The organism is Shewanella sp. GD03713 (assembly GCF_029843705.1).
In the GTDB taxonomy this organism is placed as follows: domain Bacteria; phylum Pseudomonadota; class Gammaproteobacteria; order Enterobacterales; family Shewanellaceae; genus Shewanella.
This window is the reverse complement of sequence record NZ_JAOCIW010000001.1, coordinates 3515904-3542254: the sequence shown is the minus strand read 5'-3', so window position 1 is coordinate 3542254 and position 26351 is coordinate 3515904. Positions and strand designations below refer to the sequence as shown.

The following is a 26351-nucleotide window of genomic DNA, read 5'->3' as shown; positions in this document are numbered from 1 at the left end:
ATTGTATCGAACTCGTTCTTGAGTTGATTGTATTTTATATAAGGGGCTGTTACCTAATGCCAAATTATCATCGTTGGCTAGATCGGCTGCAAGTCATGGATTTAAAGTATCGTCCATCGACCAAGTATTTATTGTCGTTAGTCTTAGTGGCATTTCTGTTAGGGGCGTGGGTGAGCTTTATTGTGCTCAACAGTGACGAGCCCGTCGTAAAGCATATTGGCGGCGGTAAGCTGCAACGTGTTACCGCCGAACTTGAGACGCAAACCCAGGAACTCGCGACCCGCAATTTAGAATTATCTGTCGAGCGCGAAGCAAATGCGCAAATGCAAGATATGTTTGCACAGCAGATGAAGAAACAAAAAGAGCTAGAGCACGAATTAGCCTTTTATCGCAGTATTATGTCGCCGGATGACAATGCCGAAGGGGTGGCCATTCACGGCTTAGAAATGACGCCGGGCGCCCTAGCAGATGAGTATAATTTCAAGTTGATTTTAACTCAGCTGCAAAAACGTAAGCAGGCGATTCAAGGTCGTACCGAAATCACCCTCATTGGAGTGCAAGACGGAAAATCCGTTGAGTTAAGTGTGAACAAACTCACGGGTTCTAAGCTCGAGTTTGATTTTCGCTATTTTCAGGTCATAGATACCAAAGTTACTGTGCCTGCAGGGTTTAATGTGGTGCAGGTCAAAGTCAAAGTGGTGGTGCCTTCGAGCCGCTGGACCAAAAATTCGCAGACAGAACATGTCTATAGTGTCCCTGAGCTTTTACAGGGTGAAAAAGAACCGCGGGTAATACTTGAACAAAATAGTCAGGTAACGGATAATTTGCCCCAGAAAACTGATGTAAGAGGTAGTAATGACTGATCAAGCTGACGCAGCAATGCCTATCAAATTTACCGATGCGGCAGCCGCTAAGGTGAAAGGCTTGTTGGAAGAAGAGCAAAATCCTGCACTTAAACTACGTGTGTACGTGACGGGTGGTGGTTGTTCTGGATTTCAGTACGGCTTTACCTTTGATGAAAAGGTCAACGAAGGTGACTTCACCGTTGAGAAGCAAGGCGTCCAATTGGTCGTCGATCCCATGAGCTTACAATACCTCGTTGGCGGTGAAGTGGATTACACTTCTGGCCTCGAAGGTTCGCGTTTCTTTGTGAAGAACCCGAATGCGACAACGACTTGTGGTTGTGGCGCAAGTTTCTCTGTATAAGTTTGTTCTACGAATGTAGTGAACTGATATAGAAGATAAAAAAGCCGTCGAGATGACGGCTTTTTTGTTGGTCTTTCCTGTGCTGCTAGTATTGGCAAAGCAAGGCGTAGGCGCGTTGCTTTGGAGTTAATTCATAATATTCAGATTAAGCTTGGGTTTAAACCAAGCCTTCACTTTCTTATCGAATGCCACCCACACCTGCAATAAAGATAAGACAATTAACACGATAAAAATCACGTAATCGGGGAGCTTTTCTTGCCACTCGCCAAGATGCACTGTGGTGGGCCCTGCGACTAGGTTATCAGGATCATAAAGGATCACAGGTAACATGCTAACTAGCGCCAATTGCACTAAGGTGTAACCCCTTAGCATTATCAACCCAGCCTTTTGGCGACCGATAATCCCGAGCACCATCAATAGGGTTAACAGGCAGAAGAGTACCCCTTGTTTAGCAATTAAGCCGCTTACCGATGCTGCGACATAGAGTAGCAGCAAGGCAATTAAGCGTTTAGGTAAACGGGCTTTAGCCAAGGGCGGCGTAGCCTGTGTTGCCAAAGAGGATTCTTGCTCGTTCAGCGACATTGTGGTTTGCCCTTGTGGATTAGTGGCTTTGTTTAGTGACTAAACGTTGATCTAATTCATAGGGTGGAATGACCACTCCTAAGTCATCCTGTACAGGGAATACGGCCACGAACAGATCGTCTTCTTCCATGCCAGGAACCCATCTTTCATGCCATTCATCATAGGGAATCGCTAAGGTTTGGCAGTCACTCCAGTCATCGACGGCCCATGACTCGGCCGCTTCTTCGGTTGGCCACATTGGGATGCAATCTTCATCTTCTGTGGTCAGCATGACGCAACCATCTTGGTCCTGTAGTGTCCATAACACTTTGTGTTGTTTAACTTGTTCAACGAGGTAATCGTAACGACCTTCTGGAGTCATGCCAGCGGCTTCTGCAAAGGTTTTAACAGTCTTGCTCATGAAAATATCTCTTATGCGTGAATAGGGCGAAGCCTGTCGTGCGACTCATGTATAGCGTCAGCACAGCAAAACTCACCAGTTGGCAAGATGGTAACATTAGAGCGGGGTTTGAAAAAGCACAACAGCGCCGCGAGGGCGCTGTTGCTCGCGGGGGAATTACTTAGCTGCGTTGAAATAACGGTAAATCACGCCGGCGAGAATGGCACCAAGGATAGGAGCGACCCAGAAAATCCACAGTTGCGAAACGGCCCAATCGCCGACAAACAGCGCAGGGCCAGTACTGCGGGCCGGGTTGACCGAGGTGTTTGACACGGGAATGCTGATCAAGTGGATAAGAGTTAAACACAGACCAATCGCAATGGGCGCAAAGCCTTTAGGTGCTCGCTCATCGGTCGCCCCTAAAATCACCAATAGGAAGAACAAAGTCATCACGATTTCGCAGATCAACACCGACATCATGCTGTAACCGCCGGGCGAATGTTCGCCAAAGCCGTTAGAAGCAAAGCCCGCCGCGAGACTAAAACCTTCTTGCCCTGAAGCGATGGCGTACAATATGCCTGCACCGACAATACCGCCCGCCACTTGGGCAATGATATAAGGCAGCAGTTCCGATGCCGGAAAACGCCCGCCAGCCCAGAGTCCAAAGGATACGGCGGGGTTTAAGTGGCAACCTGAAATATGACCAATGGCGAACGCCATCGTCAGAACCGTTAAACCAAAGGCTAACGCCACCCCGAGTAAGCCTATCCCAACTTCTGGAAAGGCAGCCGCCAGAACGGCGCTGCCGCAGCCGCCGAGAACGAGCCACAGAGTGCCCAAAAATTCTGCCGCCATTTTTTGTGACATATTCATTGATTGATTTCCTATTCAGACGATTTATGCCGACATGCGCATCGCATTCTTTGCATAAACCTTTGTTTATCTTGCTGGTTAAGTCGAGCTAGATAAATAACCATTCCCTTAATTGATGTGTTTGCGCGCCCAGAGTGTGCAGGCCTTGTTCGGCCCTGACAGTGAGTCTGTTGTGTATTTACTGCTTAGTTAACAATCACTTTAGCGAGTTTAGATGACACAACTGTGATCAAGCATAGATGGATTTTTACATTGTGCATTTTTGATACGTGGCTTAATGCGCCAATGAGCGGCTTATTTTGGGCACATTCGTCATTTTAGTTGGTTATTTACCAAGGTCGTATTGATGAAAAGCAGTTGGTATTGGGGGGGCTGCGATGTATCTTGAGGATTCAATAGTCGGTTTATTCTCTTTTTATGTGGTTAATTTACTGAAAATTAAAGAATAGATATTTAATAGATATAAAACGGGCAAAGAAACGAGTGGCATATCGTTGCTGCCCTTCACTCGGCAAAGTACAACGTTTTGGTTGCTGAAATGTTAATTGTGTTTTCTTGCTGTTGCTGATTGGCAAGCCTACGGGTTTGACGATACATCGCAGCGATAAATGCACTTTTGGCGATAACAAGTAACAGCTCCAAATAACAACAAGAATGGCTTGCGCTGTAAAAGTGAAGGTGGGAAGGATGAAGAAGAAATTATTGACCTTGGCAATCCAAGCTTCGATGTTTGGCATTGCTCCTTCGGTAGCATGGGCTGCCGATACGATTGAAGTGAATGCGGTGAATGAAAGCGCTAATCGAGTTGAAGTCGAGGTAGCGGATAAACAAGAAAGCATCGAAAAAGTGACAGTCACGGGCTCGCGGATTAAGCGTGACAGCTTTTCACTTAGCACTCCACTGCAGGGCCTAGATGCGAAAGATATCGCCGATAGCGGTATTGGATCATTGGCGGATATTCTAGTTGACCAAATTCCTGCATTAGCAGAAGGCGTTAGCAGTACAAATAGCCAATCGAGCGTGCAAAATACGGGTCTTTCAACCATTGATTTACGTAACCTAGGTACAGACCGCACTCTAACCTTGATCGATGGACGCCGCGTAGTATCAAACAGTTATAGCGGTAACTATGTCAGCTTAAGCACCATTCCTGCCGCTATGGTCGATAAGGTCGAAATCATTACTGGCGGGGCGTCGGCTGTCTATGGTTCCGATGCGATTGCTGGGGTGGTGAACATTATCACTCAACAGAACAAGACGGGCTTTGAGATTAACGCCCGTGGCGGCGAAACCACCGAAGGTGGTGGTCGTGAAACCACAGTCGATGTAGGTTATGGCACTGATTTTAATGGCGATAAAGGTTATATCTTCGCCAGTGCGACCTACGATAAGCAACATGGGTTATTTGCGACCGACAGGGAGAGAGCCCTGTACGAGTCAAGTTTTGCCTACGATGAAAAGCAAATGTGTAATGCCATGAACACTGTCGATGGCGACCAGTGTATGCGCGATATTACCCGAGACGATTGGCGCGAACGCAGTAATGACATCGTCGGTGGCCGCTTTAAATCAAACTCTTGGTGGTACGATGGCACTGAGCTTAAAACCGATTTTAAAGAAGAGCGTGATGGTTATAACGGTTACACCACAGGTTTATTAAAGGTCCCTGAGGATACCTTGGCCGCGGCGGTCAAAATGAACTATGACCTCAGTGACGATGTGCGCGCGAATGTGCAAGTGCAGTTTAGCCGCAATAACGCGTTTCGTCGTACCGATGCCGAAGGCCAAGACTATAACGACACTGAACTTTATATCGACCCTGTAACGGGGCTTCCTGGCACTATTGCTGCGGGCAATATTTCACCAAACAATCCTTATGTGCCAGCCGAAATTGCTGCAACAGCAGGCAAGAGCATCACTTGGGATCGCCGCTTCCAAGAAGTTGGGCCCGTTGAGAGCGATAACGAGCGTACTACTTTGCGTACTTGGGCGGGATTGCAGGGCAACTTATTTGAAACTTGGACCTGGGATGCCTCACTGGGTTACGGTAAGTTTGAACAGCGTCAGCGTCGCAGCAATGAGATCAGTATTCGTCGTCTGCAATATGCTCTGGATGCTGAATACGCCGCCGACGGTGTGACTATCCAATGTGCCAGTGAAGAGGCAAGGGCCGAGGGCTGTGTTCCCGTCAATATCTTTGGTGAAGGTTCAATCAGTAAGGAAGGGGCGGACTATATCCGTGCCAATCCCTATATCAACACGGATATCACGCAATTTAATGCCTTAGGATTTATCTCAGGCGAATTGTTTGAATTGCCCGCGGGTGGTGTGCAATCGGCATTCGGGGTCGAATATCGCCGTGATACTCAAGCCGTCGATACCGATAAAGCGATGCGTGGCGATGCGATAACGTTTAACGATGTGCCGCCCTTTGAAGGGGATGTGACCGTATGGGAAGCCTTTGGTGAAGCGAATCTTCCTTTGTTAAGGGATGAGGCTTTTGCTAATAGGCTCGACCTAGACTTGTCATTACGTCTTGCCGATTACAGTCAGAAAAACATCGACTTAATGTCGAGCTATCGTGCGGGTATCCTGTGGGAGCCTATTGCCAACTATGCACTACGTGCTAACTACTCTCGTTCGCAACGTGCGCCGAATATTACTGAGCTTATCTCTCCACCCCGTGGAGATTACGATAGTATTCGCGATATTTGTGATGGGGTAACAGCAACCTCAACAGGGGCGGGACATGATAGTTGTCGCCAAGACCCTGGTATTGCAGCCGCAATTGCGACTAACGGTATCTTTGAGGATGAGGGCGGTTCTAAATATTCGCCGAACGCCGGTAATGAAAACCTCACTGAGGAAACCGCGGATACCTATACCTTAGGCTTTACCATGGCGCCAGCCTTCCTCGAAGGCTTTAATCTGGCGGTCGATTATTACGATATCAAAGTTACCGATGCCATTGGTTCACTAAGCAACGAGGATATTCTGGCCGAATGTTATAACTCTAGTAATCCCTATGGCGCCGATAACGAGTACTGTCAGGTCATCAGCCGCGATACTGAAGGGCAAATCACCCAGGTTATCCAACAGGAACAGAACCTAAATGACATTGTCACCCGTGGTGTTGATATCGCCATGGCCTACGAGTGGCAATTAGACGGTTACGGTGAGCTCAGCTTAAAAACGAATTGGACCCATGTGTTGGAATTCAGCACTAGCTACTACGGCGCCGATGGTTTAGTTGAAGATGACTACGTGGGTGAGCTTGCCAGCGGGATTTTTGAGGACAGAGGTGCCATTTCATTAACCTGGAGCAATGATGATTGGCGTGTACGTTGGAGCGCTAAGTATAAGAGCGCCATGGTCGATAGCCACGATAGAGTTGAAGAGTGGAACGTGCTGAAAGCCGAAAACCAAGCCAAACTCGATGCTGGCGATACCAGTGCGGTAGCCAATCCAGAAACGCCGGCATTCCTATTCTACAGCTCGTATATCACCCACGATTTGTCGGTGTCTTACACTATGGACGTGAGTCAGGCTGAATTACGTTTATACGGCGGTGTGCGTAATATTTTCGACAATCAGGGTCCTTGGGTGGCCGATACTGGTGATTTAGTCGAAACAGGTAATGGTAACTACAGCAGCGCCTATGGCGGTGGTGTTGGTCGCTATGCCTACCTAGGTGCAGAGCTTAAGTTCTAATATCGTTGAATTGATACTAACCACTTAAGTTTGCTCAACCGCATGTGGCTCCCTGCATGCGGTTTTTTTATTGCCAATCACCGTTAGATGCGCATATCAATCAGTTCATCGCAATAAGTTCGACGCAATAGGTTTGGTGCACGTAGCAAGCCATAAACTGGAGAGACTGATACTCAGCTTTTACTCGTTTTAGACTACGGTAATTAACTTAAATTCTTAACTCTGGTGTTTAGATTAATTTTTAAAACAATTACTTAACAAAGGTGTTTAACACAAGAACCTTGCTCGCGTGCTACATATAAGCTCCTCACATAGGCGAATGCTCTACGGGTGCTTTGAGTGAGAAAAACAGAACATAAAGTCAATCGACTAACGGGGAATAGTCAAAAGACCTAAGAGTCAAAAGCTCTAAGAGACAAAGGCTAAAGATACAGAGGCTCAATGCATCAGTGAGGGGGAGATACTCTCTTGAATACTGAATGAACACAATATTTAGGGATAAGTGATAGCAGTAACTTGTTAAGCGATTGGCGGCTTGTTATGCCGCCAATCCTTTGATGGGATGTACATGTGGAATGCTAAGTGTTATTTAGCTTTTTGGCTCACAGGTTCGTGGACGACAGATTTGCCTTTAAGAACTGGCTTTGTTCCCAGAGCAAGTGTTCTAGGGATTCCTTAGCCGCATAACTGTGTCCTTCAAATGGCAGGATAACTAATCTTGCTTTACCGCCAAGGCCTTGAATGGCATCGAACAAACGCTCAGATTGCAGCGGGAAAGTGCCTGAGTTTTGATCCATCTCACCGTGAACTAATAGCAAGGGTGATTTGATGTTATCGGCGTAATTAAACGGTGACATTTGCTGATAAATATCATTGGCTTGCCAGTAGTAACGCTCCTCATTTTGAAACCCAAAAGGAGTGAGGCTGCGATTATAGGCACCGCTTCGGGCAATACCCGCATAAAACAAATCCGTATGGGCGAGCAAGTTTGCCACCATAAAGGCCCCGTAGGAATGCCCGCCCACGGCGATCTGTTTGCGATCGGCAATTCCTAAATCTACCAAGGTATCGATAGCCGCCTGTGCGTTGGCAACGAGTTGCTCGCGAAAGCTGTCATTGGGCTCTTTATCCCCTTGAGCGATGATGGGCATAGAGACTTTATCAAACACTGCAAAGCCTTCGGCGACTAATGGGATTGGGCCCCTTGGGCTGATGCTGGGATATTGATTGGCGCTAAAGCTAATTTGGCCCGCGACATCGGGATCGTTAAATTCCCGCGGATAGGCCCACATTAACACGGGTAGGGTGCCTTGCTCCTTGGTGTAATTGGCGGGTAAGTAGAGAGTGCCAGACAGGGGCACGCCATCGGCTCTTTTGTAGGTGATAAGCTGCTTCTGCATTCCCCTATACGCACTCAGTTCATCGGCCTGTTGGTAGAGCACACTTTCTTTAGCACCATCGATTAAGACAAGGCTTGGGGCTTCAGTCGGGCTTTCACGGTTAATAATCAGCTGTAAGGGCTCAAGATTGAGCACGTAGCGCACCGACTCTAATTGCTGGGCTGGCGATTGCCAAAGCAGTGACGACTCACCCGTCAGTAATGAGGTGCGCTTTAAGAAAGGCTTATCCCCCTGTGGCGATGCACCTTGGCCGTAGTGAATAAGCCCAGCGGTTTGCGCCTGCTGCAGGCGGATCACATGCCCTTTGCCTTGGGTATATTCTCTGGAGAATGTTCCAAGCTCTTGATATTTATCGCGCAGATTACGCTCGTTCAACGTCTGTAGGCTACTTTCTCCAAGGCGGGTATCTAGGCTACTCAGTCGCAGTAACTGTGCTTTGCTATTGCGCTGTGTCAATAAGGCGATGTTGTTCTCCGCCCAGTCGATATCGATGATCCGCCAAGGGGTTTTGGCGATGAGTTTGGCCTTTTGGGTAAAGGGGGCATCGAGTTGCCATAGACTGTCCCGTAGCGGCGACTCTTGCTGGCTATCGCCCTGATCTAGAGCCTCGGTAAAGGCTAAGGTTGCGCTTCGCCCTTGAACCCAATGGAACTGGCGTGGGCCTGGGAGCACTGAGTCTCTTCCTTGGGGCTTTGATTCTCCACTCTGGCTGTGGTGCAGTTGCGTTATGCGTTGGCCATCAAGATTATAAATCTCTGTTAAGGTTGGAAAATCATAATACTTTACTTGGGTTGAGAAGGGCGTGGTCAGCTGATGGGTTAAAATATAGCGCCCATCGGGTGACACCGAAAAATCCTCAAAAATACCCGGCGCAGCGATAGTTGTCAGCTTGCCATCTAAATCCACTCGGGCCAATTGACTGGTTGTCAGTTGGCTAAAGCGTTGTTTGTCGGCGCTGGTTTTCAATAAGTCTTGATAGGTGCGCTGTGGGCTTTGTTTGCCCGAGGTTTCCTTGGTTTTCGGTGCGTAAACGGCCTGAGCCATGCTTGTGTTGGCATTGGAGGCTAACACAAAGCGAGCGAGCAGGTTGCTATTGTTAGCCCACTGATAATCAAGGCTAATCGTGCCATTCAATCGGTTGTCTGACAGGCGCTTGTGGCTATCTTGAGCGAGGTTGTAAACATATAAGTAACCGCCCTCTGGCGTTAGGCTTACATAGGAGAGGTAGCGACTGTCAGGGGAAAATTGCAGCTCGGTGATATCGTAGCCACCGGGCAAGCTTATCAGCCGCTGCCGCTTGTCTTGAATATTAATCAGCCTGAGTTGGTGGTAGCGCTGGGTGATGCGACTCGGTAAATATTGCTCGGCGGCGATACGTAATCCTGCCAACTTTTGCTCTGGCTGGGCCAGCGTGGCAATGCTCGGCGCCGAAATCGGGCTGAGTAATGCCAGCCATTGATGATCGTTTGAGAGTCGAGTCGTGAGATTGCTACTGTGGCTGATGGTTTGCTGTAATGCGGGAGACGGTTTCTGGTAGTCCTGCGCTAAGGTTTTTGGGGCAAACAGCGGGCACAACATCATGCCGATGCAAATCAAGGCAAAGCGAAGCATATCTAGGTCCCTAAGATGTGACTCACGCCCGCACTACGCATTGGTAAACAGGTGTAAGACGTTGAGGTTTATGTTGTTATTGGTCATGCAGTTGTAATCAATCTGTTGCTTGGTCGCAATCTGCTTTGGCTCGTTTCTATATTGTTTAAATCTCTATTTTAGATTTTTTGCATGCTAATGTTTTGAATTTTAAATAGTTAGTTTAAATCATTCGTTTGCTAACCAGGCTCAGTCTTAGGTAGTATCTAGCCAAGATGTTGTACTCATTACCCTAACCATAAAAAGATGAATAACGCAGGTGTGAGAAAAAATGAAGGATAAGAGTAAGTTGAGTTTTTGCTTAGGAAGTTGTCGTATTGACCCTTCCGATAACTCAATTTCATTTCAAACGCAGGGGCAGGAAAGTGCTCAACAGGAATCGGCTAAGGTGTCACTTCAACCTAAGTTTATTGAAGTGCTTAGCTATCTCGCCCTGCGTCATCCTCATGTTGTGACCCGTGACGAGCTGATCGATAAAGTCTGGGAAGGCAATGCTTACGTTGGCACTAAGGCACTCACGAATGCTATTTGGCATTTACGTCAACAATTATCGCCACTGGAGCTTGAAGGCGGCGTGATTGAAACCGTGCGTAAAGCCGGTTATCGCTTGTTATTACCGCCGGTGTATGACATTGCCGATGAGACTGATGACGATAAACTGCAGACCACAGAGGCGAAGTTACAGCACACCACACGACGCCTGTATTGGATGGCGAGTTTGATGGGGGCGGTCATGCTAGTGGCCGGTCTCTTTATGGGTGTGCATCTGTATCAAGATAAACAGCGGATGACGGAAACCCAAATCACAGTGCTTACGCGGGATCCGGGCTCTGAGCGTTACCCTAAGCTGTCCCACGATAGGCGTTGGCTTGTGTATGGTGCGAGTCGCCCCGGAGTGACATCCAGTCTGTATCTTAAAGATTTTAAACGTGAAGATGTCCCCGCCCGCCAGTTAACGCCTTCCACATCGGCAGAGCTTCGCGCAGTGTGGAGCTTAGATGACACTAAGTTATTTTTTGCCTCCCGTACCCATGGCACGGGGAAATGTCATATCACTCAGTTGACTCTTGCGACCAACGAGACCCTTGCCTTAGCGCCCTGTAGTAGCGATATGGCGGCCATCGATATATCCCCCGACGGTCAATATCTTGCTTATATTTCCTCCCATGAGGCGGATAAAGTGGGGGGGATTTACCGTTTAGCTTTGGCAAATGCGGACGCTAAGGCTGAAAGATTATCCTGCGAAAGCCAGTGTAATTATGAGGATAGAGATTTAGCCTTTAGCCCTGATGGTCGCTGGCTCGCGATAGCGAGGCGCTTTAGTAATATCTCTGAGGATATTTTTATCCGCGACTTAGCCAGTGCCAATGAAACACGTTTAACCCATGGGCTAGAAGATATTCGCGGCTTGAGTTGGACGCCTGATAGCCAGTCGCTGGTTTTTGCCACCGAAGATTCCGGCAGTCGCAACGGCTTTACTATCGATATTGAAACGGCCCATATTCGCCCACTCGATGTGGAGGGCATGAGCTATCCCAGTAGCGTATCCGATGAGGGCGAGCTGGTTTATCACCAGTATCGTCGTCAATTCCAGATGGCGTATTTTTCTCTCGGTGAATCCGTGCCCGGCAGCTTGTTTCCGCTGCTGTATTCCGGCATTAGCCACCGCAATCCCGATTATTCCCCTGAGGCGAAACGGATAGTATTTGTCTCCAGCGATACGGACTATAACGAGATTTGGACTTCGGATGCCAAAGGGCAAAAGCTGGAGCAACACACCCAGCTTAAGTCGCGTGTCGCTTATCCGCGTTGGTCCCCCGATGGTAGCAAAATCGCTTTTATCGCCCCCGACGATCGCAACGAAGGTAATCGTATTTTTATTTTAGATTTAACCAATAAGAACATTACCGCCTTAGCCTCGAGTTATCACAATCATGGCCGCCCCAGCTGGAATTGGCAGGGGACGGCGGTGTTGGCATCAACCAGCGATGGCATCACAGAATTCCATTTGGACAATAGTGCGCCTAAGGTGATTAGTCCGCTGAGTATGGCGGTGGGCTTTGCAAAATCGGCCAACGAATTTGTATTTAGTCGCTATGGAATGAATGGACTCTGGCAGATTGACCTCACGCAGCCCGAACAGGTGCAAGAGATTATCCCGGGGAAGGTGTTTCGTGCGGGCAATAACTGGGTGCTTACTGCACACGGAGTGTATTTTAAATCGAGCAATGGTAATGAGCAGCGGCTGAATTTTTGGGATGCGAGCAGTCAGCAACTGACATCACTCCTAAGGGTTCCCCGCTCTAGCCTAAGCGGCTTTGGCTCCATGACCCATATTCCGGAGTCAAACCGCTTAATGATGACACTCGATGGCTTTCCGCAGCGGGACATCATACTGCTTAAACACAAGCTACTTAGGTAGGTTTGAGTTTTACTTAGCGCTAAAGCGTCCGCCTAATACGGCTTCGCGCGAAGCGCCTGTCACCGCAGGTAGGTTAGCGGGTAAGCCTAAATTGTGGCGCATTGCGAGCCACGCAAAGGCGATGCCTTCGGCCCATTTAGGGTCGACACCGAGTGCTGAGGTGGTATCGATGTGATAATCCGGTAGTAGCGCCGCTAAGCGCTGCATTAACTCGGTATTAAAGGCACCGCCACCGCAGACAAATAACTCTCCCACTGGGGCGAGTTTAAGGATATCGCGGGCGATACTGTGGCAGGTTAAATCGAGTAATGTCGATTGGATATCTTCTTCATCCAATTGATTAAACTCTGATAATTGCTGCTCTAACCAAGCCTGATTAAACAATTCACGCCCTGTGCTCTTGGGATAGGCGAGGGAGAAATAAGGGTGCGACAGCAATTGCGCCAATAGCTGTTGGTCGGTGTTGCCCGAAGCAGCCCATTCGCCGTCTTTGTCATAGGGCTCATTTTTCACTTGCTGGATCCAGGCATCAATCAGCGTATTGCCAGGCCCTGTGTCGAAGCCTAGGACCTCTTCACGATTCCCGGTCAGATAGGTGATATTGGCAATGCCGCCGATATTGAGGATCACGCGCTTTTTACCCACTTGGGCAAAGGTTTGCTGGTGGAAGGCGGGCACTAGCGGCGCACCTTGGCCACCTAAGGCAATGTCTTTACGGCGAAAATCGGCAATCACATCGATGCCAGTCTCGGTTGCAATGGTATTTGGGTCACCAATTTGCAGGGTAAAACCTACCTCAAGGTTTGGCATGTGGCGCACGGTTTGGCCATGGCTACCAATGGCAATGATATCTTCTTTGGCTATCTGGGCTTTGGCGAGCAGGTTATTGACGGCGAGGGCAAATAATTTACCCACACTGCGGTCAAGGCGACCAAGGCGGTTGATTTCATCATTGCCAGGCAGGCATAAGCGCTGCAATCCCTTAAGCAAATGGCTTGGAATCGCCTCGGTGTGCGTAGCGATAAGTTGCGGCTGCTCGCCCGCAAAGTCGACTAACACCGCATCAACGCCGTCCATGCTGGTGCCAGACATCAGTCCAATATAATAAGCCTTGTTCATGTAGGGGATCCGTCCGTCGTTATTGCATCGCCAATTGGGTTTGCTTGTTCTGTGAAATGCTGGCCATCAACTGTTTGCTGAGTGCATCGAATTGTGGCTTTTCTTTACGGGCAATCGATTCGGCCTTAGGTAAATCAACCGTTCTTGGATTACGGTGCACGCCATTAACGATAAATTCATAGTGTAGGTGAGCGCCGGTGACGCGTCCTGTTTTACCTAAGGTGCCGATAATTTGCCCCTGCTTAACGCTGGCCCCTTTACTGACGTTGCGTTTGGTCAAATGCAAATACTTAGTCGTGTAGGTATCGTTGTGCTTAATGAACACATAGTTACCGTTAAATTGATTGTAGCCGGATTCGATAACTCGGCCATTACCCGCCGCCTTAATGGGGGTGCCAATGGCGGCAACATAGTCAACGCCGCGGTGAGCCTTAACTTGCCCCGTCACTGGGTGTAAGCGTTTCGGGTTGAAGTTAGAGCTGACATATTTAAAGTCGACCGGTGAGCGCAGGAAGGCCTTACGCATGCTAGTGCCGTTTTCGGAGTAATAGTTGCCGTCGGTATAGCGAATCGCAGTGTAGCGCTCATCTTGGTTGATAAACTCGGCGGCGAGGATATTGCCGTTACGTAAAAACTCACCTTCGGCATACTCCTGCTCATAGATAATGGCGAAGCTGTCGCCTTCGCGTAAATCCAAGGCAAAGTCGATATCCCAGCCAAACACGGTTGAGAGCTGCATAATTTGGTTCGCGTTTAAACCCGCATCCACGGCGGCATTCCAGAAGTTACTCTTGATTTTCGCACTGGTGAATTGGGTGCGGATTTCAATGTCTTTTTCGGAGATTTTCTCGGAATACTTTTCCTGAACCTTAGTGATCACTAAAGTCGATACCGAATCGACACGATAGCGGACTTCGGTTAAATCGCCCTTAGCATCCTTTGAAATCACAATTTCTTCGCCAGGGATGATTTTTAACAGATTCTGTTTGGCGAGTGGCAACTGGGTAATTTCATACACATCTTTGCTGGTGAGTCCCGCGCGCTCAAATACCGCGGCTAAGGTATCGCCATTTTTCACATTAAAATGTTCTACGTCCCTATGGTGGGCGCTCTCTAAGGTTTCGCTGGCGGGCACATTGCCTGCGGCTAAGGCGTCGGCCGAAGATAATGGCGTGGCGTTGGTAGATGCATCTTGCGATTGGCCCTCAACACCTTCTGGGCGCTCTGGTGAGCGAAAGGCTAAAGGAACATCGTAACGGGTATTGACTTGAGCTTGGTCTGCGACACCTTGAGTTTGTCTTGAAGCTTGCGCTTCTTCAGAGGGAAAGAGCAGGGTTATCGTAGTGATAACAGAAAGAATGCTGAGGAGAATTTGATGCTTTTTAGGCAGCAATTTAAATAACGTTATAACCTTTCCCATGTGACGCCGATACCGATTACCTAAGGCTTGAATAATCCCGTTAGTGTACACACTTTCAATTGTGGTGGCTAACAAGTAACATAAGTCTCCTCATTTTATGATCATGGCCTTAGGAGTCCCCGCCGAGATGGCTGATTTAGACCAAGTATTAGCAGAAATTAGACGTGGTACCGATGAGATCCTACTCGAATCGGATCTGCTGGAAAAACTCAAAGAAGGACGTCCACTTCGTATCAAGTTAGGCGCTGATCCTACTGCACCGGATATCCATCTTGGACATACAGTAATTTTAAATAAATTAAGATTATTCCAAGAGTTAGGTCATGAAGTCATTTTCTTAATTGGTGACTTTACCGGTATGGTGGGTGATCCAAGTGGTAAAAACAGCACGCGTCCACCCCTCACCCGTGAGCAAGTATTAGCCAACGCCGAGACCTATAAAGAGCAGGTCTATAAAATTCTGGATCCTGCAAAAACCCGTATCGAGTTCAACTCGAGCTGGTTAGAGCCATTAGGGGCAGCGGGGATGATCCGTTTAGCCTCGCAGCAAACTGTTGCTCGTATGATGGAACGTGATGACTTTAAGAAGCGCTATGCTTCGGGTCAGTCGATCGCTATCCACGAATTTATGTACCCACTTTTACAGGGTTATGACTCAGTAGCCCTGAAGGCCGACGTTGAATTAGGCGGAACCGACCAGAAGTTCAACCTGTTGATGGGCCGTGAGTTACAAAAAGCCGAAGGCCAAAAACCACAAGCCGTGATCATGATGCCACTGCTTGAAGGTTTAGACGGCGTGAAGAAAATGTCTAAATCGGCGCACAACTACATTGGTGTGAGTGAGCCCGCCAATGAAATGTTTGGCAAGATCATGTCGATTTCTGACGAATTAATGTGGCGTTACTTTGAGCTACTGTCATTCCGTCCTTTGGCCGAGATTGAACAGTTCAAACAAGATATCGCCAACGGTGCTAACCCTCGTGATACCAAGATTGCGCTCGCGAAAGAAATTATCGCGCGCTTCCACGACCAAGCGGCGGCCGAGAGTGCCCATCAAGCCTTTATCGACCGTTTCCAAAAGGGCGCTATCCCAGATGATATCCCTGAGGTTGAATTAGCGGCGGGTGAAGGCTTAGCGATTGCTAACTTACTTAAAGATGCCGACTTAGTGGGGTCGACTTCCGATGCGATGCGTATGATCAAGCAAGGCGCGGTGAAGATGGACGGTGAGAAGGTTGACGATAGCCGTATGACCTTAAGCGCTGGCACGGTTGCCGTATTCCAAGTCGGTAAGCGTAAGTTCGCGAAAGTGACTCTGGTTTAAGCTGAATCGGATGTCACCATGTGACTACAGCCAGTGAGTGCTTAGAAGGTTAATAAGTACTTACCAAGCAGTAAAAAGAGCGCCTAAGGGCGCTCTTTTTATATCTGCATTTTATCTCGATAGCTTAAGAGACTGTGCTTAAGAGACTGTGCTTATGAGACAGTGCTTAAGGTGCTGTGCTGGCCTCATGCTCGCCGATATTGCATCTGTCGGTACCGAAATGCTGACCATCGCGACACTTCCACGCCAGTTGGGCGGAATCCACTTGCCAGCGTTGGGCACTCTTCTTAAGCGACAAAATTAACAGCATTTGTGGGTGCTGCTGCGACAACTCGCTCACTTGGTAGGTAAATATTCCATCCTTGGTGGGCTGAGTACGAACAAGGGTAAATTTTTTACCCGCATATTGGCTGCTGATGGTGGTGGGATCTTCGCTCCAGGCTTGATGTTGCTCCTGGGCGGCCCGCAGTTGCTGGTTGAAATGGCTTACGGGTTGCACCGCGTAGGACACAATAATCGGCTGCTGCGCCTGTGCGTGGGGCGCGAGCATTAGGCCATTCAGGGCGAGTAGGGCAATCAGTCCAAACAACTTCATACAAACCTCATTGAAACGAAACGACCCGTGGGCATAGGATGCCGCACCTCAGTCGTATTGACTCATTGCAGGTTTCGACTCGTTTTGAGGGCTCAAGTTTCAATAAAAGCTAAATTTTGTGACTACTGCATCGCTAATTGGTCTGACATGGTCTGGTAATCAATCAGATCCACATGCTCTGTGACCCTGTGATTACGCATATCGAGCTTAAGGCTGGTGACTCCAGGAATGGCGACATCAATAATTTTTCCGGGTTTACCAAACTGCTCGCCGGGCCCTTTAAAGTGATAGTTACCAATCATCACCACGAGGGAGCCTGCGTTATACATATGCTCGATATTGAAATCATATTCGAGCACACCTTCGTGGGCGCGCTCAAAGAAGTCGATAATAAACCGCCCACCCGTGTATTTACGATTAGCGGTTTTATCGAAGAAGACGGTATCACGGTTATAGAATTTGCCGAGTGTTTGATAGTCGTGCTCGGTTAGCGCGTTCATGTATTTTACGGCTAACTGCTGTTCTGCTGGCATTTCCCCTGAGTTAGCGTGTACTGACGCAGGAAACAAGGCCGGAACCCAAATAAGACAGACTAAAAGACACAATATTCGCAAACTATTCCCTCTTGGTTTTGAGATCAAAGGCGGGTAACGACAAATGCCATTTGATGGCGCATAGGCGAATGATTAAGGCACTGGTCATGGCTAAAAATAGCGCCGTTTTTTCGCCCATCCCGTAGGCAAGGCTTACGGTATAACCTATGCCGCCAATAATCGACGCAGTGGCATAGATTTCTGTGCGTAACACCATAGGGATTTGTCTGCACAGTAAGTCTCGAATAATGCCTCCTCCAACGCCCGTGATCAAGCCCATCACGACGGCAATCATGCCACTGAGTCCCATATTGAGGGCTTTTTCGGCACCAATCACAGTGAACAGGGCCAAACCTAAGGCATCGGCGACTGGCAGCGTATATTGCGGCATCTTGCGGGGACGGCGCACCAACAGCAAACAAGCTAGGACTGTGGCGAGTATGACAATGATGTAGTTAGGGTCGCGGATCCAAAACACGGGCGTCGCGCCAATCAGCGCATCGCGAATACTGCCACCGCCGACCGCAGTCACCGAGGCCAGTACGATAACGCCAAAAGGGTCCATACGGTGACGACCTGCGGCTAAAGCGCCGGAAAGGGCAAATACCGCTGTGCCACATAAATCGAAGAAGTAAATCCAGTGGCTCATTTACTCATCTCTTTGATGTGGATGTTTAGCGCGTCCACAGAGATTCGAATTTCTATCACAGACAAAATCAGTGAATAGAGCAGCAGTAGCAAGCTGGCACCGAAGATCACCGAGCCCGTCTTATTAAAACCGATATAGATAAAAATCATACAGAGCACACACAGGGCAAAGCTGGATACGCCGGCCTCCTGCATGCGGCGAATAATCCGGATCCGTTGGCTTAAGTTTTTAATCTGATCCTTATGCACGGGTTTATCGCCGTTACTAAGCTGACGAATCAGTGCTGCCAGAGCAAAGAAACGGTTGGTATAGGCCAGTAATAGCAGTGAGATTGCCGGAAATAACAAGGCGGGAGTTGTTAATGAAACATGCATGTTTTCGAACAAGATAGTCAGCCTTTAACCCAATGTTAAGATTAAAGGCATCATATCACAGGGTTTGTAGCCAGCGTAAACCCGCCCAAATGATAGGAAGTAAGGTAATAAAGCTAAACCAGATAGCACAGGCACGCGATGTGAGTTTTACCGCGGGGGCAATCATTTCTTGGTGTGGCTGTGGCCCATGGGCAATCTTAGCCACATCAATACGCTGTCCTGAAAACTTCTGTGGTCCACCCAATTCAATGCGTAAAATATTTGCCACTAAGGACACGCTCATCACATAACCCCGCAGGGCAGGATGATTTTTAGAGGTGCGAAACAGCAATGCTAAGGCCTTGGGGCCGCCCTGAATCGCAATCGACAGGCTCCATAACCAAGCGGGGATCGCCAGCAGCGCCGTAGAAATAACGTGTACCGAACTGCAAAAGTGTTGGTACTTAGGTTGAATGGGCGGCCAACTGAGTTCGAGCTGTTTAATCATTCTGACCGCCAGCACCATAGGGGCGCCTGCGATCGCAAAAAAGAAGATAGTCGATGCCGTGCCGTAAATCGGCGCGGTAGCGAGCTTTTCTATCGTGGCCTTGGTTAAACCGACTTCCGACAGACTATCCGTATCACGGACAATCCACGGCTGTAATAGTTTTTTTGCGCTGGCATTATCCTCGCGCTTCAATGCTTTAGCGATTTCGTCGGCGACTTGGCTAAAGCCTGCATCCGTCAAACACAGATACAGAACTAAAAACTCAAAGAACCAAGGGAAGGCGGCGAGTTCGAGTAAAAAAGTGATAATCGCCCAGAAGGGAAACACCAGTAGCAACATGGCTAAAAAGCCGGCGGTCGCCTGTTGACTAGGCGCGCGCCCGGGGCGATTGACTTTGGCGGCGAGCTGTTTGGCTAAGTGACTAAACCAAATCAGTGGCTGCATTTCCCTTGGCAATGGCGCTAAACGCGCCAGCAATAAAGCAAAGAAAAGTACCAAGAAGCCTTCAAACAAAGCGCCATCAATTTCGACAAGTTGTTGATAAAAAGAACTGTGCATCAGGTACTTTCCGCAATCATGCTTTAGTCAATTACTTTACTGAGTTTGGATCTAATTGCTCAAGCAGCAACATCACCATCAATGCTGAATGGTAGCCTGCCTTCACAATGTAAGAATCGAAGTCGACCGGTGAGTCGTTGTTGGCGTTGTCAGAGAGCGAGCGGATCACCACGAATGGCACGCCAAACTGGTGACAAACTTGGGCAATTGCCGCGCCTTCCATCTCACAGGCCGCCATGGTTGGGAAGTGCTCTAACATGATTTTGGTACGTACTGGGTCGCAAATAAAGCTATCGCCAGTACAGATTAAGCCTTCAATCGCTTTCACTTCGCCTAATTGTGCGATGGCCTTATTGGCCGCTTCGACTAAGTATGGCGCCGGAATAAAGGCTGCGGGTTGCTGCGCCATTTGGCCAATTTCGTAACCAAATGCGGTGACATCCACATCGTGGTGGCGCACTTCGGATGAAATCACGATATCGCCAATCGACAGTGAATCGACAAAACCACCCGCAGAACCTGTGTTGATTACCGCATCGGGGGCGTATTTCTCAATCAGCAGCGTGGTGGCAATACTAGCGGCGACTTTACCAATACCAGAGCGCGTCACTACAACGTCTTTGCCCGCTAAGGTGCCAGCGATAAATTCAATACCTGCAATCGTTTGCGAAGAGGCGTTTGTCATAGCCGCAATAAGATGGGCAACTTCTGGCTCCATTGCGCCAATAATACCAATTTTCATGGGAGACCCTTTTGATTCAACTGAATGTGTGATTCCACTAAAAGAGTGGGATAACAGAATGGCGGCTAATATATCACAGTTATGCTTTGACGTTATTGTGGGATTGCGATTGCTTGATTGGGGTGGGATAACACGCGCGGAAGGTAAAAAAATGCGCACCCTAAGGTGCGCCAAAATTCACAAGCAAATGGTGGACTCGTGGGTACGAGTCCGAGACTCACAGGTACAGCGGTACAACAAAAAACAATTAATCTAAGTAGTTAAGAATACCTTGCGCGGCATCACGTCCTTCAGCAATAGCGGTCACAACCAGATCCGAGCCACGGACCATATCGCCGCCAGCAAATACCTTTGGATTGGTGGTTTGGAATGGGTTATCGGCCTGTTTACTGGCTTTTACTCGGCCCCATTGGTCGAGTTCAATGCCGTAATCGGCAAACCAAGGCGCTGGGCTAGGTTGGAAACCGAAGGCGATAATCACCGCATCGGCATCGAGTAACTGCTCGCTGCCTTCAATTGCTTCAGCACGTTGACGGCCACTCGCATCGGCTTTACCCATTTGGGTTTCAACGCATTCCACACCCACCACTTTGCCATCCTGGGTTTTAATCGCCACGGGTTGACGGTTAAACAGGAAGTTCACTCCCTCTTCACGGGCGTTTTGCACTTCGCGGCGTGAACCTGGCATGTTGGCTTCATCACGGCGATAGGCACAAATCACACTGCTGGCACCTTGGCGAACTGCGGTGCGAACACAGTCCATGGCGGTATCACCACCACCTAAGACCACCACGCGTTTACCGGCAAGATTCAGGTAAGGGGTGTCTGGATTACTGCTGCCCATCAGGTGATGGGTATTACCAATCAAGTAGGGTAGAGCTTGGTACACGCCTTGGGCATCTTCGCCCTCAAGGCCCGCTTTCATGGCGGTGTAGGTACCCATGCCGAGGAAGACAGCATCGTATTCCTCAAGCAGTTGGTTAAAGGCAACGTCCTTACCCACAGTTACGCCCAGCTTGAACTCGATGCCCATGCCTTCTAACACTGTGCGGCGAGTTGCCATCACGGCTTTATCCAGTTTAAAGGCGGGAATACCGTAGGTCAGCAGGCCACCAATTTGGGGATACTTATCAAACACCACAGCCTTAACCCCATTACGGGCAAGAATATCGGCGCAGCCTAAACCAGCAGGGCCTGCGCCCACAATCGCGACCTTTTCCTTGCGTGGCGTGACCTTGCTCATATCCGGACGCCAGCCTTGGGCGATGGCGGTATCGGTAATATATTTCTCCACATTACCGATAGTCACGGCGCCAAAGTCGGCGTTTAGGGTACAAGCCCCTTCACAGAGTCTGTCCTGTGGACAGACGCGGCCGCAGATCTCGGGCAGGGTATTGGTCTCATGGACTAAGTCCGCCGCCTCCATGATCCGCCCCTGCTGTGCCAGCTTCAGCCAGTTGGGAATATAGTTGTGCAGCGGGCATTTCCACTCACAATAAGGGTTGCCGCAATCGAGGCAACGGTCCGCCTGTTCAGTCACCTGAGCTTGAGCAAAGGGCTGATAAATCTCAATAAACTGAGTCGAACGCTTTGCTGCAGGGTGTTTAGTTGGGTCTTTACGACCCACTTCAATAAATTGAAAATCGTTACTCATCTGCTATTACCCCGCTTTAACTGCTAGTTCCGGGCTCGATTGCTCTAATTTGAGCAGATCTGCAACGGCGATATTTTTCGGTTTCACTAAAACAAAGCAATCTAACCAGTTGGCGAAGTCGCTTAAGATCATCTTCGCGTGCTCACTGCCGGTTTCGGCCACATGCTCTTCAATCAAGCCTTTCAAATGCTGTTGATGAATAGGTGACTCGAGTTTTTGGGTATCGACAAGCTCGTTATTCACGCGGCGGTTAAAGCGGCCAAATTGGTCGAAGACATAGGCAAAGCCGCCCGTCATCCCTGCGCCGAAGTTGACCCCAGTTTTACCGAGCACGACAACGATACCGCTGGTCATGTATTCGCAGCCGTTATCGCCTAAGCCTTCAACTACGGCGATGGCGCCTGAGTTACGTACCGCGAAGCGTTCACCCGCTTGACCCGCGGCGAAGAAGCGTCCGCCAGTCGCGCCATACAGACAAGTGTTACCGACAATCGCGCTGCGCTCGCTCTGGAACGGACTCCCTAGCGGTGGATAAATCACAATCTTGCCGCCCGACATGCCTTTACCGACGTAGTCGTTGGCATCACCGCAGAGCTTGAGTTCGAGGCCTGGGCTGTTCCATACCCCAAAGCTTTGGCCAGCACTGCCATTAAAGCTGAGTTTAATCGGCGCCTTAGTGCCTTTAACGCCAAGGGTGGTCGCGATATAGCCCGACAGGCGTGCGCCCACTGAGCGGTCAGTGTTGTTGATACTGTAAGCGGCATCGAAACACTCGCCCTTATCGACCGCACTCTGGCACTCGTTGAGCAGATGTTGGTTGAGTAAGCCTAAATCCGCTGGTGGATTGGTTTCCTGCCAAGTGCGCGAGGTGCTGGCTTTGACCTTTGGCTGATACAGGATCGGCGCTAAATCGAGTCCACGTTGCTTGTCGGTCTGGCCTTCTAAGGTATGTAGCCACTCACTGCGGCCCACTAAGTCTTCGAACTTGCTGACCCCTAACGTTGCCATCCACTCGCGCACTTCCTCGGCGACAAACTCAAAGTAAGTCATCACTCGCTCAGGTAAGCCGTGGTAGTGGTTATCGCGCAGTTTCTTGTCCTGAGTTGCGACACCAGTAGCGCAGTTGTTCAGGTGGCAAATACGCAGGTACTTACAACCTAAGGCAATCATAGGCACAGTCCCAAAGCCAAAGCTTTCGGCGCCGAGTAAGGCCGCCTTGATGACGTCGGTTCCGGTTTTTAGGCCGCCATCGACCTGCAAGCGGATCTTATGGCGTAGGCCATTTTCCACCAGAGATTGATGCACTTCGGCAAGGCCGAGTTCCCATGGGCTGCCAGCGTATTTCACCGAGGTGATAGGGCTCGCGCCCGTGCCACCATCGTAGCCAGAAATAGTGATCATATCGGCGTAGGCTTTTGCTACACCTGTGGCGATAGTACCGACACCTGGCTCAGACACTAACTTCACGGAGATCAGTGCCTTGGTATTGATTTGTTTTAAATCGAAAATCAGCTGGGCTAAGTCTTCGATAGAGTAAATATCATGGTGCGGTGGTGGTGAAATCAAGGTTACACCTGGGCGCGCGTGGCGCAGTCCTGCAATTTCCACACTCACCTTATGGCCTGGCAGTTGTCCGCCTTCACCGGGTTTTGCGCCCTGTGCGACTTTAATCTGCAACACATCGGCATTGACTAGGTAATGGGCGGTTACGCCAAAACGTGCCGACGCAATTTGTTTAATCGCCGAGTTACGCTCGGTATTAAAGCGGCGAGCATCCTCACCACCTTCGCCCGAGTTGGAGCGGCCGCCTAAACGGTTCATGGCGATGGCTAATGCCTCATGGGCCTCGGGGCTTAGGGCGCCGATACTCATGGCCGCACTGTCAAAGCGCGGGAACAAGTGGCTGGCAGCCTCGACCTTATCCAGTTCAATTGCGGCTTGGTCAGCTTTAATGCCAATCAAATCCCTTAGGGTAGCAACCGGGCGGTTATCGACTAATTCGGCGAACTTCTTGTAGGTTGCAAAATTCTTGTCGATTAATGACGCCTGCAGCGTGTTGACCACATCTGGGTTGAAGCAGTGGTACTCACCGCCATCTACATATTTGAGTAAACCGCCTTGTGGCAGTGGCACATGGGCGCGGTAAGCGGCCTTATGCAGCAGCGCTTGATCTTGAGCGATATCCTCAAAGCTGGCGCCTTCGATACGGCTCACCACTCCTTTAAAGCAGAGTTCAATCACATCGCTGGCAATACCAATGGCCTCAAACTGTTGGCTACAACGGTAGGAGCCGACGGTGCTGATCCCCATTTTCGACATGATCTTACGCAGGCCCTTCTCAATGCCGTAGCGGAAGTTCAGCATCAGCGCCGTGGTATCGGTCAATTGATGGCGCTTCGCCAGATCTGAGATTGATTCATACACTAGATACGGATAAATCGCCGTAGCACCAAAGCCGAGCAGCACCGCAAAGTGGTGCGGATCCCGCGCCGATGCGGTCTCGACAATGATGTTGGTATCGCAGCGCAGGCTCTTGCTGACCAGCATTTGTTGTACTGCGCCAACTGCCATGGCCGCTGGGATCACCTGCGCCGATTTATCAATCGCGCGGTCGGATAAAATCAGCAGCGTGGTGCCACTGCGAGCTAAACGCTCGGCTTCCGAGGTGATGCGGCGGATAGCGTGCTCTAAGCCTTCCTTCGGATCGTAGTTTAAATCGACGATATTGGCGCGATAGTAAGTGCTATCCAATCCGAGTAATTGGTTGAAATCACTGAATAATAATATCGGCGAGTTGAACATCACTCGATAGGCATGACCAGTGGTTTCGTTGAAGAGGTTTTGCTCGCGGCCGATACAGGTCGCCAGAGACATCACGTGCTTTTCACGCAGCGGATCGATAGGCGGGTTAGTGACTTGAGCGAATTTCTGTCGGAAATAGTCATAGAGTGAGCGTGACTTTTTCGACAATACGGCCATTGGCGTATCGTCGCCCATGGAACCTGTCGCTTCTTCGCCTTGTTTTGCCAGCACCCAAATCACTTGTTCAAGCTCTTCTCGGGTGTAACCAAATTGCTTTTGGTATTGCAGCAGTTGCTCAGGGCTTAATTCGCTGGCGCCATGTTGCTCCGTTGCCAACTGTTCTGCTGGGATCAGAGTACGGCTGTTTTTCGCCATCCACTCTTTATAGGGGTGGCGACGCTTAAGGTCGTTATCGATTTCGAATGATTGGTACAGACGACCATTGAGCGTATCTAACACTAACAGCTCACCTGGGCCAACGCGGCCTTTTTCAATTACTTCATCGGCGGCGTAGTCCCAAATGCCCACTTCGGAGGCGAGGGTGAGGATACGATCTTTAGTGATCACATAACGTGATGGACGCAGGCCGTTACGATCCACTGCGCAAGCGGCGTGGCGACCGTTGGTCATTACGATACCCGCAGGACCATCCCAAGGTTCCATATGCATGGAGTTAAAGTCATAGAAGGCTTTTAGCTCATCATCCATCTCTGGGTTACTCTGCCACGCTGGCGGAATAAGCAAACGCATGGCTCGGTATAGGTCCATACCGCCCGAGAGCAACATCTCGAGCATATTATCGAGGGAGGATGAATCGGAGCCCGTTTCATTCACAAAGGGTGCCGCCTGTTGTAAGTCGGGCAGCAGTGGTGAATTAAACTTGTAGGCACGGGCACGGGCCCATTGGCGGTTACCGGTAATAGTGTTGATCTCGCCGTTATGGGCAAGATATCTAAAGGGCTGAGCGAGTGGCCATTTAGGTGAAGTATTGGTTGAAAAGCGTTGATGGAATAAACAAATAGAGCTCTTCAAACGGATGTCGGCAAGGTCAGGATAGAATGCGGGCAAGTCGGCTGGCATCATCAAGCCTTTGTAGACTATGACTTGGCCTGAAAGACTCGCGACATAAAAGTCTTTATCGTCAGTAATTTGTTGCTCTAAACGGCGGCGAGCCATGTAGAGGCGACGCTCAAGATCTTTCTCACGCCAGCCAATCGGGGCGTTGATCAGGACTTGATAGATTTGCGGCAGGCTCGATTTACCAATCTCACCCAATACCTCAGGATTGACGGGGACTTTACGCCAGCCGGCAATGCTTAAGGTTTCACGCTCGAGTTCGCGTTCGAGAATAAACTTGGCTTGGTCGGCCAGTTCTTCATCTTGACTTAAAAACAACATGCCCACGGCGAATTTACGGCTCAGGTGCCAGTCATTTTCCGCGGCAATGGCTTCAAAGAATTGCAATGGTAGCTGCATTAATAAACCACAGCCGTCCCCAGTTCGACCGTCAGAGGCGATACCGCCACGGTGTTTCATGCGATCGAGGCCATGGATGGCGGTGCGCACGATACGATGGCTGGCTTCGCCATCCATTTGTGCAATCAAGCCAAAACCACAATTGTCCCGCTCAAAACTGGGATGATATAAGCTCATACAAAAACCTCCCTTGACCTCAACGAAATTACTACTCGGGAGAAATGTAAAGACTTTCTATAGATATGCACCCGAACCACCCAAATTATCCTGAGATTAACTAAAGGTCAAACCAAAATTTTGCATAAAATGTGGGTATTAATTCATGTTTCATACAC

The 26351-nt window shown here is 49.4% G+C and carries 19 protein-coding genes; 5 read left to right on the top strand and 14 right to left on the bottom strand.

The annotated features are described in order from the left end of the window. Positions 1-56 precede the first annotated feature (56 nt). Positions 57-863, top strand: coding sequence for a DUF6776 family protein (locus tag N5E87_RS15565; RefSeq protein ID WP_086903119.1), 807 nt, complete (start codon positions 57-59; stop codon positions 861-863). Beyond that, a complete protein-coding gene (erpA, locus tag N5E87_RS15560; RefSeq protein WP_011623639.1) occupies positions 856-1206 on the top strand; it encodes an iron-sulfur cluster insertion protein ErpA in 351 nt (116 codons plus the stop codon). The genes N5E87_RS15565 and erpA overlap by 8 nt, the downstream gene beginning before the upstream one ends. A 126-nt stretch (positions 1207-1332) precedes the next feature. On the opposite strand, the gene N5E87_RS15555 is transcribed toward erpA, so the two are convergent. The 3 genes from N5E87_RS15555 to aqpZ form a co-directional block, all read right to left on the bottom strand. Further along, the gene (locus tag N5E87_RS15555; protein WP_086903120.1) at positions 1333-1788 is read right to left on the bottom strand and encodes a hypothetical protein; all 456 of its coding nucleotides are present in this window, start codon (positions 1786-1788) and stop codon (positions 1333-1335) included. Positions 1789-1807: 19 nt separating this feature from the next. Next, complete coding sequence (locus tag N5E87_RS15550; RefSeq protein ID WP_011717908.1) at positions 1808-2188, bottom strand: DUF2750 domain-containing protein; 381 nt, start codon at positions 2186-2188, stop codon at positions 1808-1810. Between the two features lie 156 nt (positions 2189-2344). Continuing rightward, positions 2345-3040: an aquaporin Z gene (aqpZ, locus tag N5E87_RS15545; RefSeq protein WP_086903121.1), complete on the bottom strand. Its 696-nt coding sequence runs from the start codon at positions 3038-3040 to the stop codon at positions 2345-2347. Between the two features lie 687 nt (positions 3041-3727). Here aqpZ and N5E87_RS15540 point away from each other — a divergent pair. Next, positions 3728-6751, top strand: a complete 3024-nt coding sequence (locus tag N5E87_RS15540; RefSeq protein WP_279775380.1) for a TonB-dependent receptor — start codon at positions 3728-3730, stop codon at positions 6749-6751. Positions 6752-7353: 602 nt separating this feature from the next. Here N5E87_RS15540 and N5E87_RS15535 read toward each other — a convergent pair. After that, positions 7354-9762: a prolyl oligopeptidase family serine peptidase gene (locus tag N5E87_RS15535; protein ID WP_086903123.1), complete on the bottom strand. Its 2409-nt coding sequence runs from the start codon at positions 9760-9762 to the stop codon at positions 7354-7356. Positions 9763-10072: 310 nt separating this feature from the next. Here N5E87_RS15535 and N5E87_RS15530 point away from each other — a divergent pair, with 310 nt between their 5' ends. Further along, positions 10073-12223: a winged helix-turn-helix domain-containing protein gene (locus N5E87_RS15530; RefSeq protein ID WP_086903124.1), complete on the top strand. Its 2151-nt coding sequence runs from the start codon at positions 10073-10075 to the stop codon at positions 12221-12223. 9 nt (positions 12224-12232) lie between these two features. Here the strand turns inward: N5E87_RS15530 and N5E87_RS15525 are convergent, their stop codons facing one another. Both N5E87_RS15525 and N5E87_RS15520 read right to left on the bottom strand, forming a co-directional pair. Next, a complete protein-coding gene (locus N5E87_RS15525; RefSeq protein WP_011623632.1) occupies positions 12233-13342 on the bottom strand; it encodes an anhydro-N-acetylmuramic acid kinase in 1110 nt (369 codons plus the stop codon). A gap of 19 nt (positions 13343-13361) precedes the next feature. After that, on the bottom strand, positions 13362-14762 hold the full coding sequence (locus N5E87_RS15520) for a peptidoglycan DD-metalloendopeptidase family protein (RefSeq protein ID WP_086903140.1): 1401 nt from the start codon (positions 14760-14762) through the stop codon (positions 13362-13364). 127 nt (positions 14763-14889) lie between these two features. On the opposite strand from N5E87_RS15520, the gene tyrS reads away from it, so the two are divergent. After that, a complete protein-coding gene (gene tyrS / locus N5E87_RS15515) occupies positions 14890-16086 on the top strand; it encodes a tyrosine--tRNA ligase (RefSeq protein WP_011626902.1) in 1197 nt (398 codons plus the stop codon). Positions 16087-16252: 166 nt separating this feature from the next. On the opposite strand, the gene N5E87_RS15510 is transcribed toward tyrS, so the two are convergent. From N5E87_RS15510 to gltB, 8 genes are all read right to left on the bottom strand, one after another. Further along, positions 16253-16681, bottom strand: a complete 429-nt coding sequence (locus N5E87_RS15510; protein WP_086903125.1) for a hypothetical protein — start codon at positions 16679-16681, stop codon at positions 16253-16255. A gap of 122 nt (positions 16682-16803) precedes the next feature. Continuing rightward, the gene (locus N5E87_RS15505; RefSeq protein WP_086903126.1) at positions 16804-17295 is read right to left on the bottom strand and encodes a nuclear transport factor 2 family protein; all 492 of its coding nucleotides are present in this window, start codon (positions 17293-17295) and stop codon (positions 16804-16806) included. 1 nt (position 17296) lies between these two features. Further along, a complete protein-coding gene (locus N5E87_RS15500; RefSeq protein WP_086903127.1) occupies positions 17297-17923 on the bottom strand; it encodes a trimeric intracellular cation channel family protein in 627 nt (208 codons plus the stop codon). Beyond that, complete coding sequence (locus tag N5E87_RS15495) at positions 17920-18297, bottom strand: DUF2721 domain-containing protein (protein ID WP_011623626.1); 378 nt, start codon at positions 18295-18297, stop codon at positions 17920-17922. The genes N5E87_RS15500 and N5E87_RS15495 overlap by 4 nt, the downstream gene beginning before the upstream one ends. A gap of 55 nt (positions 18298-18352) precedes the next feature. Then, positions 18353-19342: a cobalamin biosynthesis protein gene (locus tag N5E87_RS15490; RefSeq protein ID WP_086903128.1), complete on the bottom strand. Its 990-nt coding sequence runs from the start codon at positions 19340-19342 to the stop codon at positions 18353-18355. A 31-nt stretch (positions 19343-19373) separates the two neighbouring features. After that, positions 19374-20084: a 5'-methylthioadenosine/adenosylhomocysteine nucleosidase gene (locus N5E87_RS15485; RefSeq protein WP_023266772.1), complete on the bottom strand. Its 711-nt coding sequence runs from the start codon at positions 20082-20084 to the stop codon at positions 19374-19376. Positions 20085-20331: 247 nt separating this feature from the next. Then, complete coding sequence (locus N5E87_RS15480) at positions 20332-21738, bottom strand: FAD-dependent oxidoreductase (protein WP_023266773.1); 1407 nt, start codon at positions 21736-21738, stop codon at positions 20332-20334. A 6-nt stretch (positions 21739-21744) separates the two neighbouring features. Beyond that, positions 21745-26193: a glutamate synthase large subunit gene (gene gltB / locus N5E87_RS15475; RefSeq protein WP_086903130.1), complete on the bottom strand. Its 4449-nt coding sequence runs from the start codon at positions 26191-26193 to the stop codon at positions 21745-21747. Positions 26194-26351 lie beyond the last annotated feature (158 nt).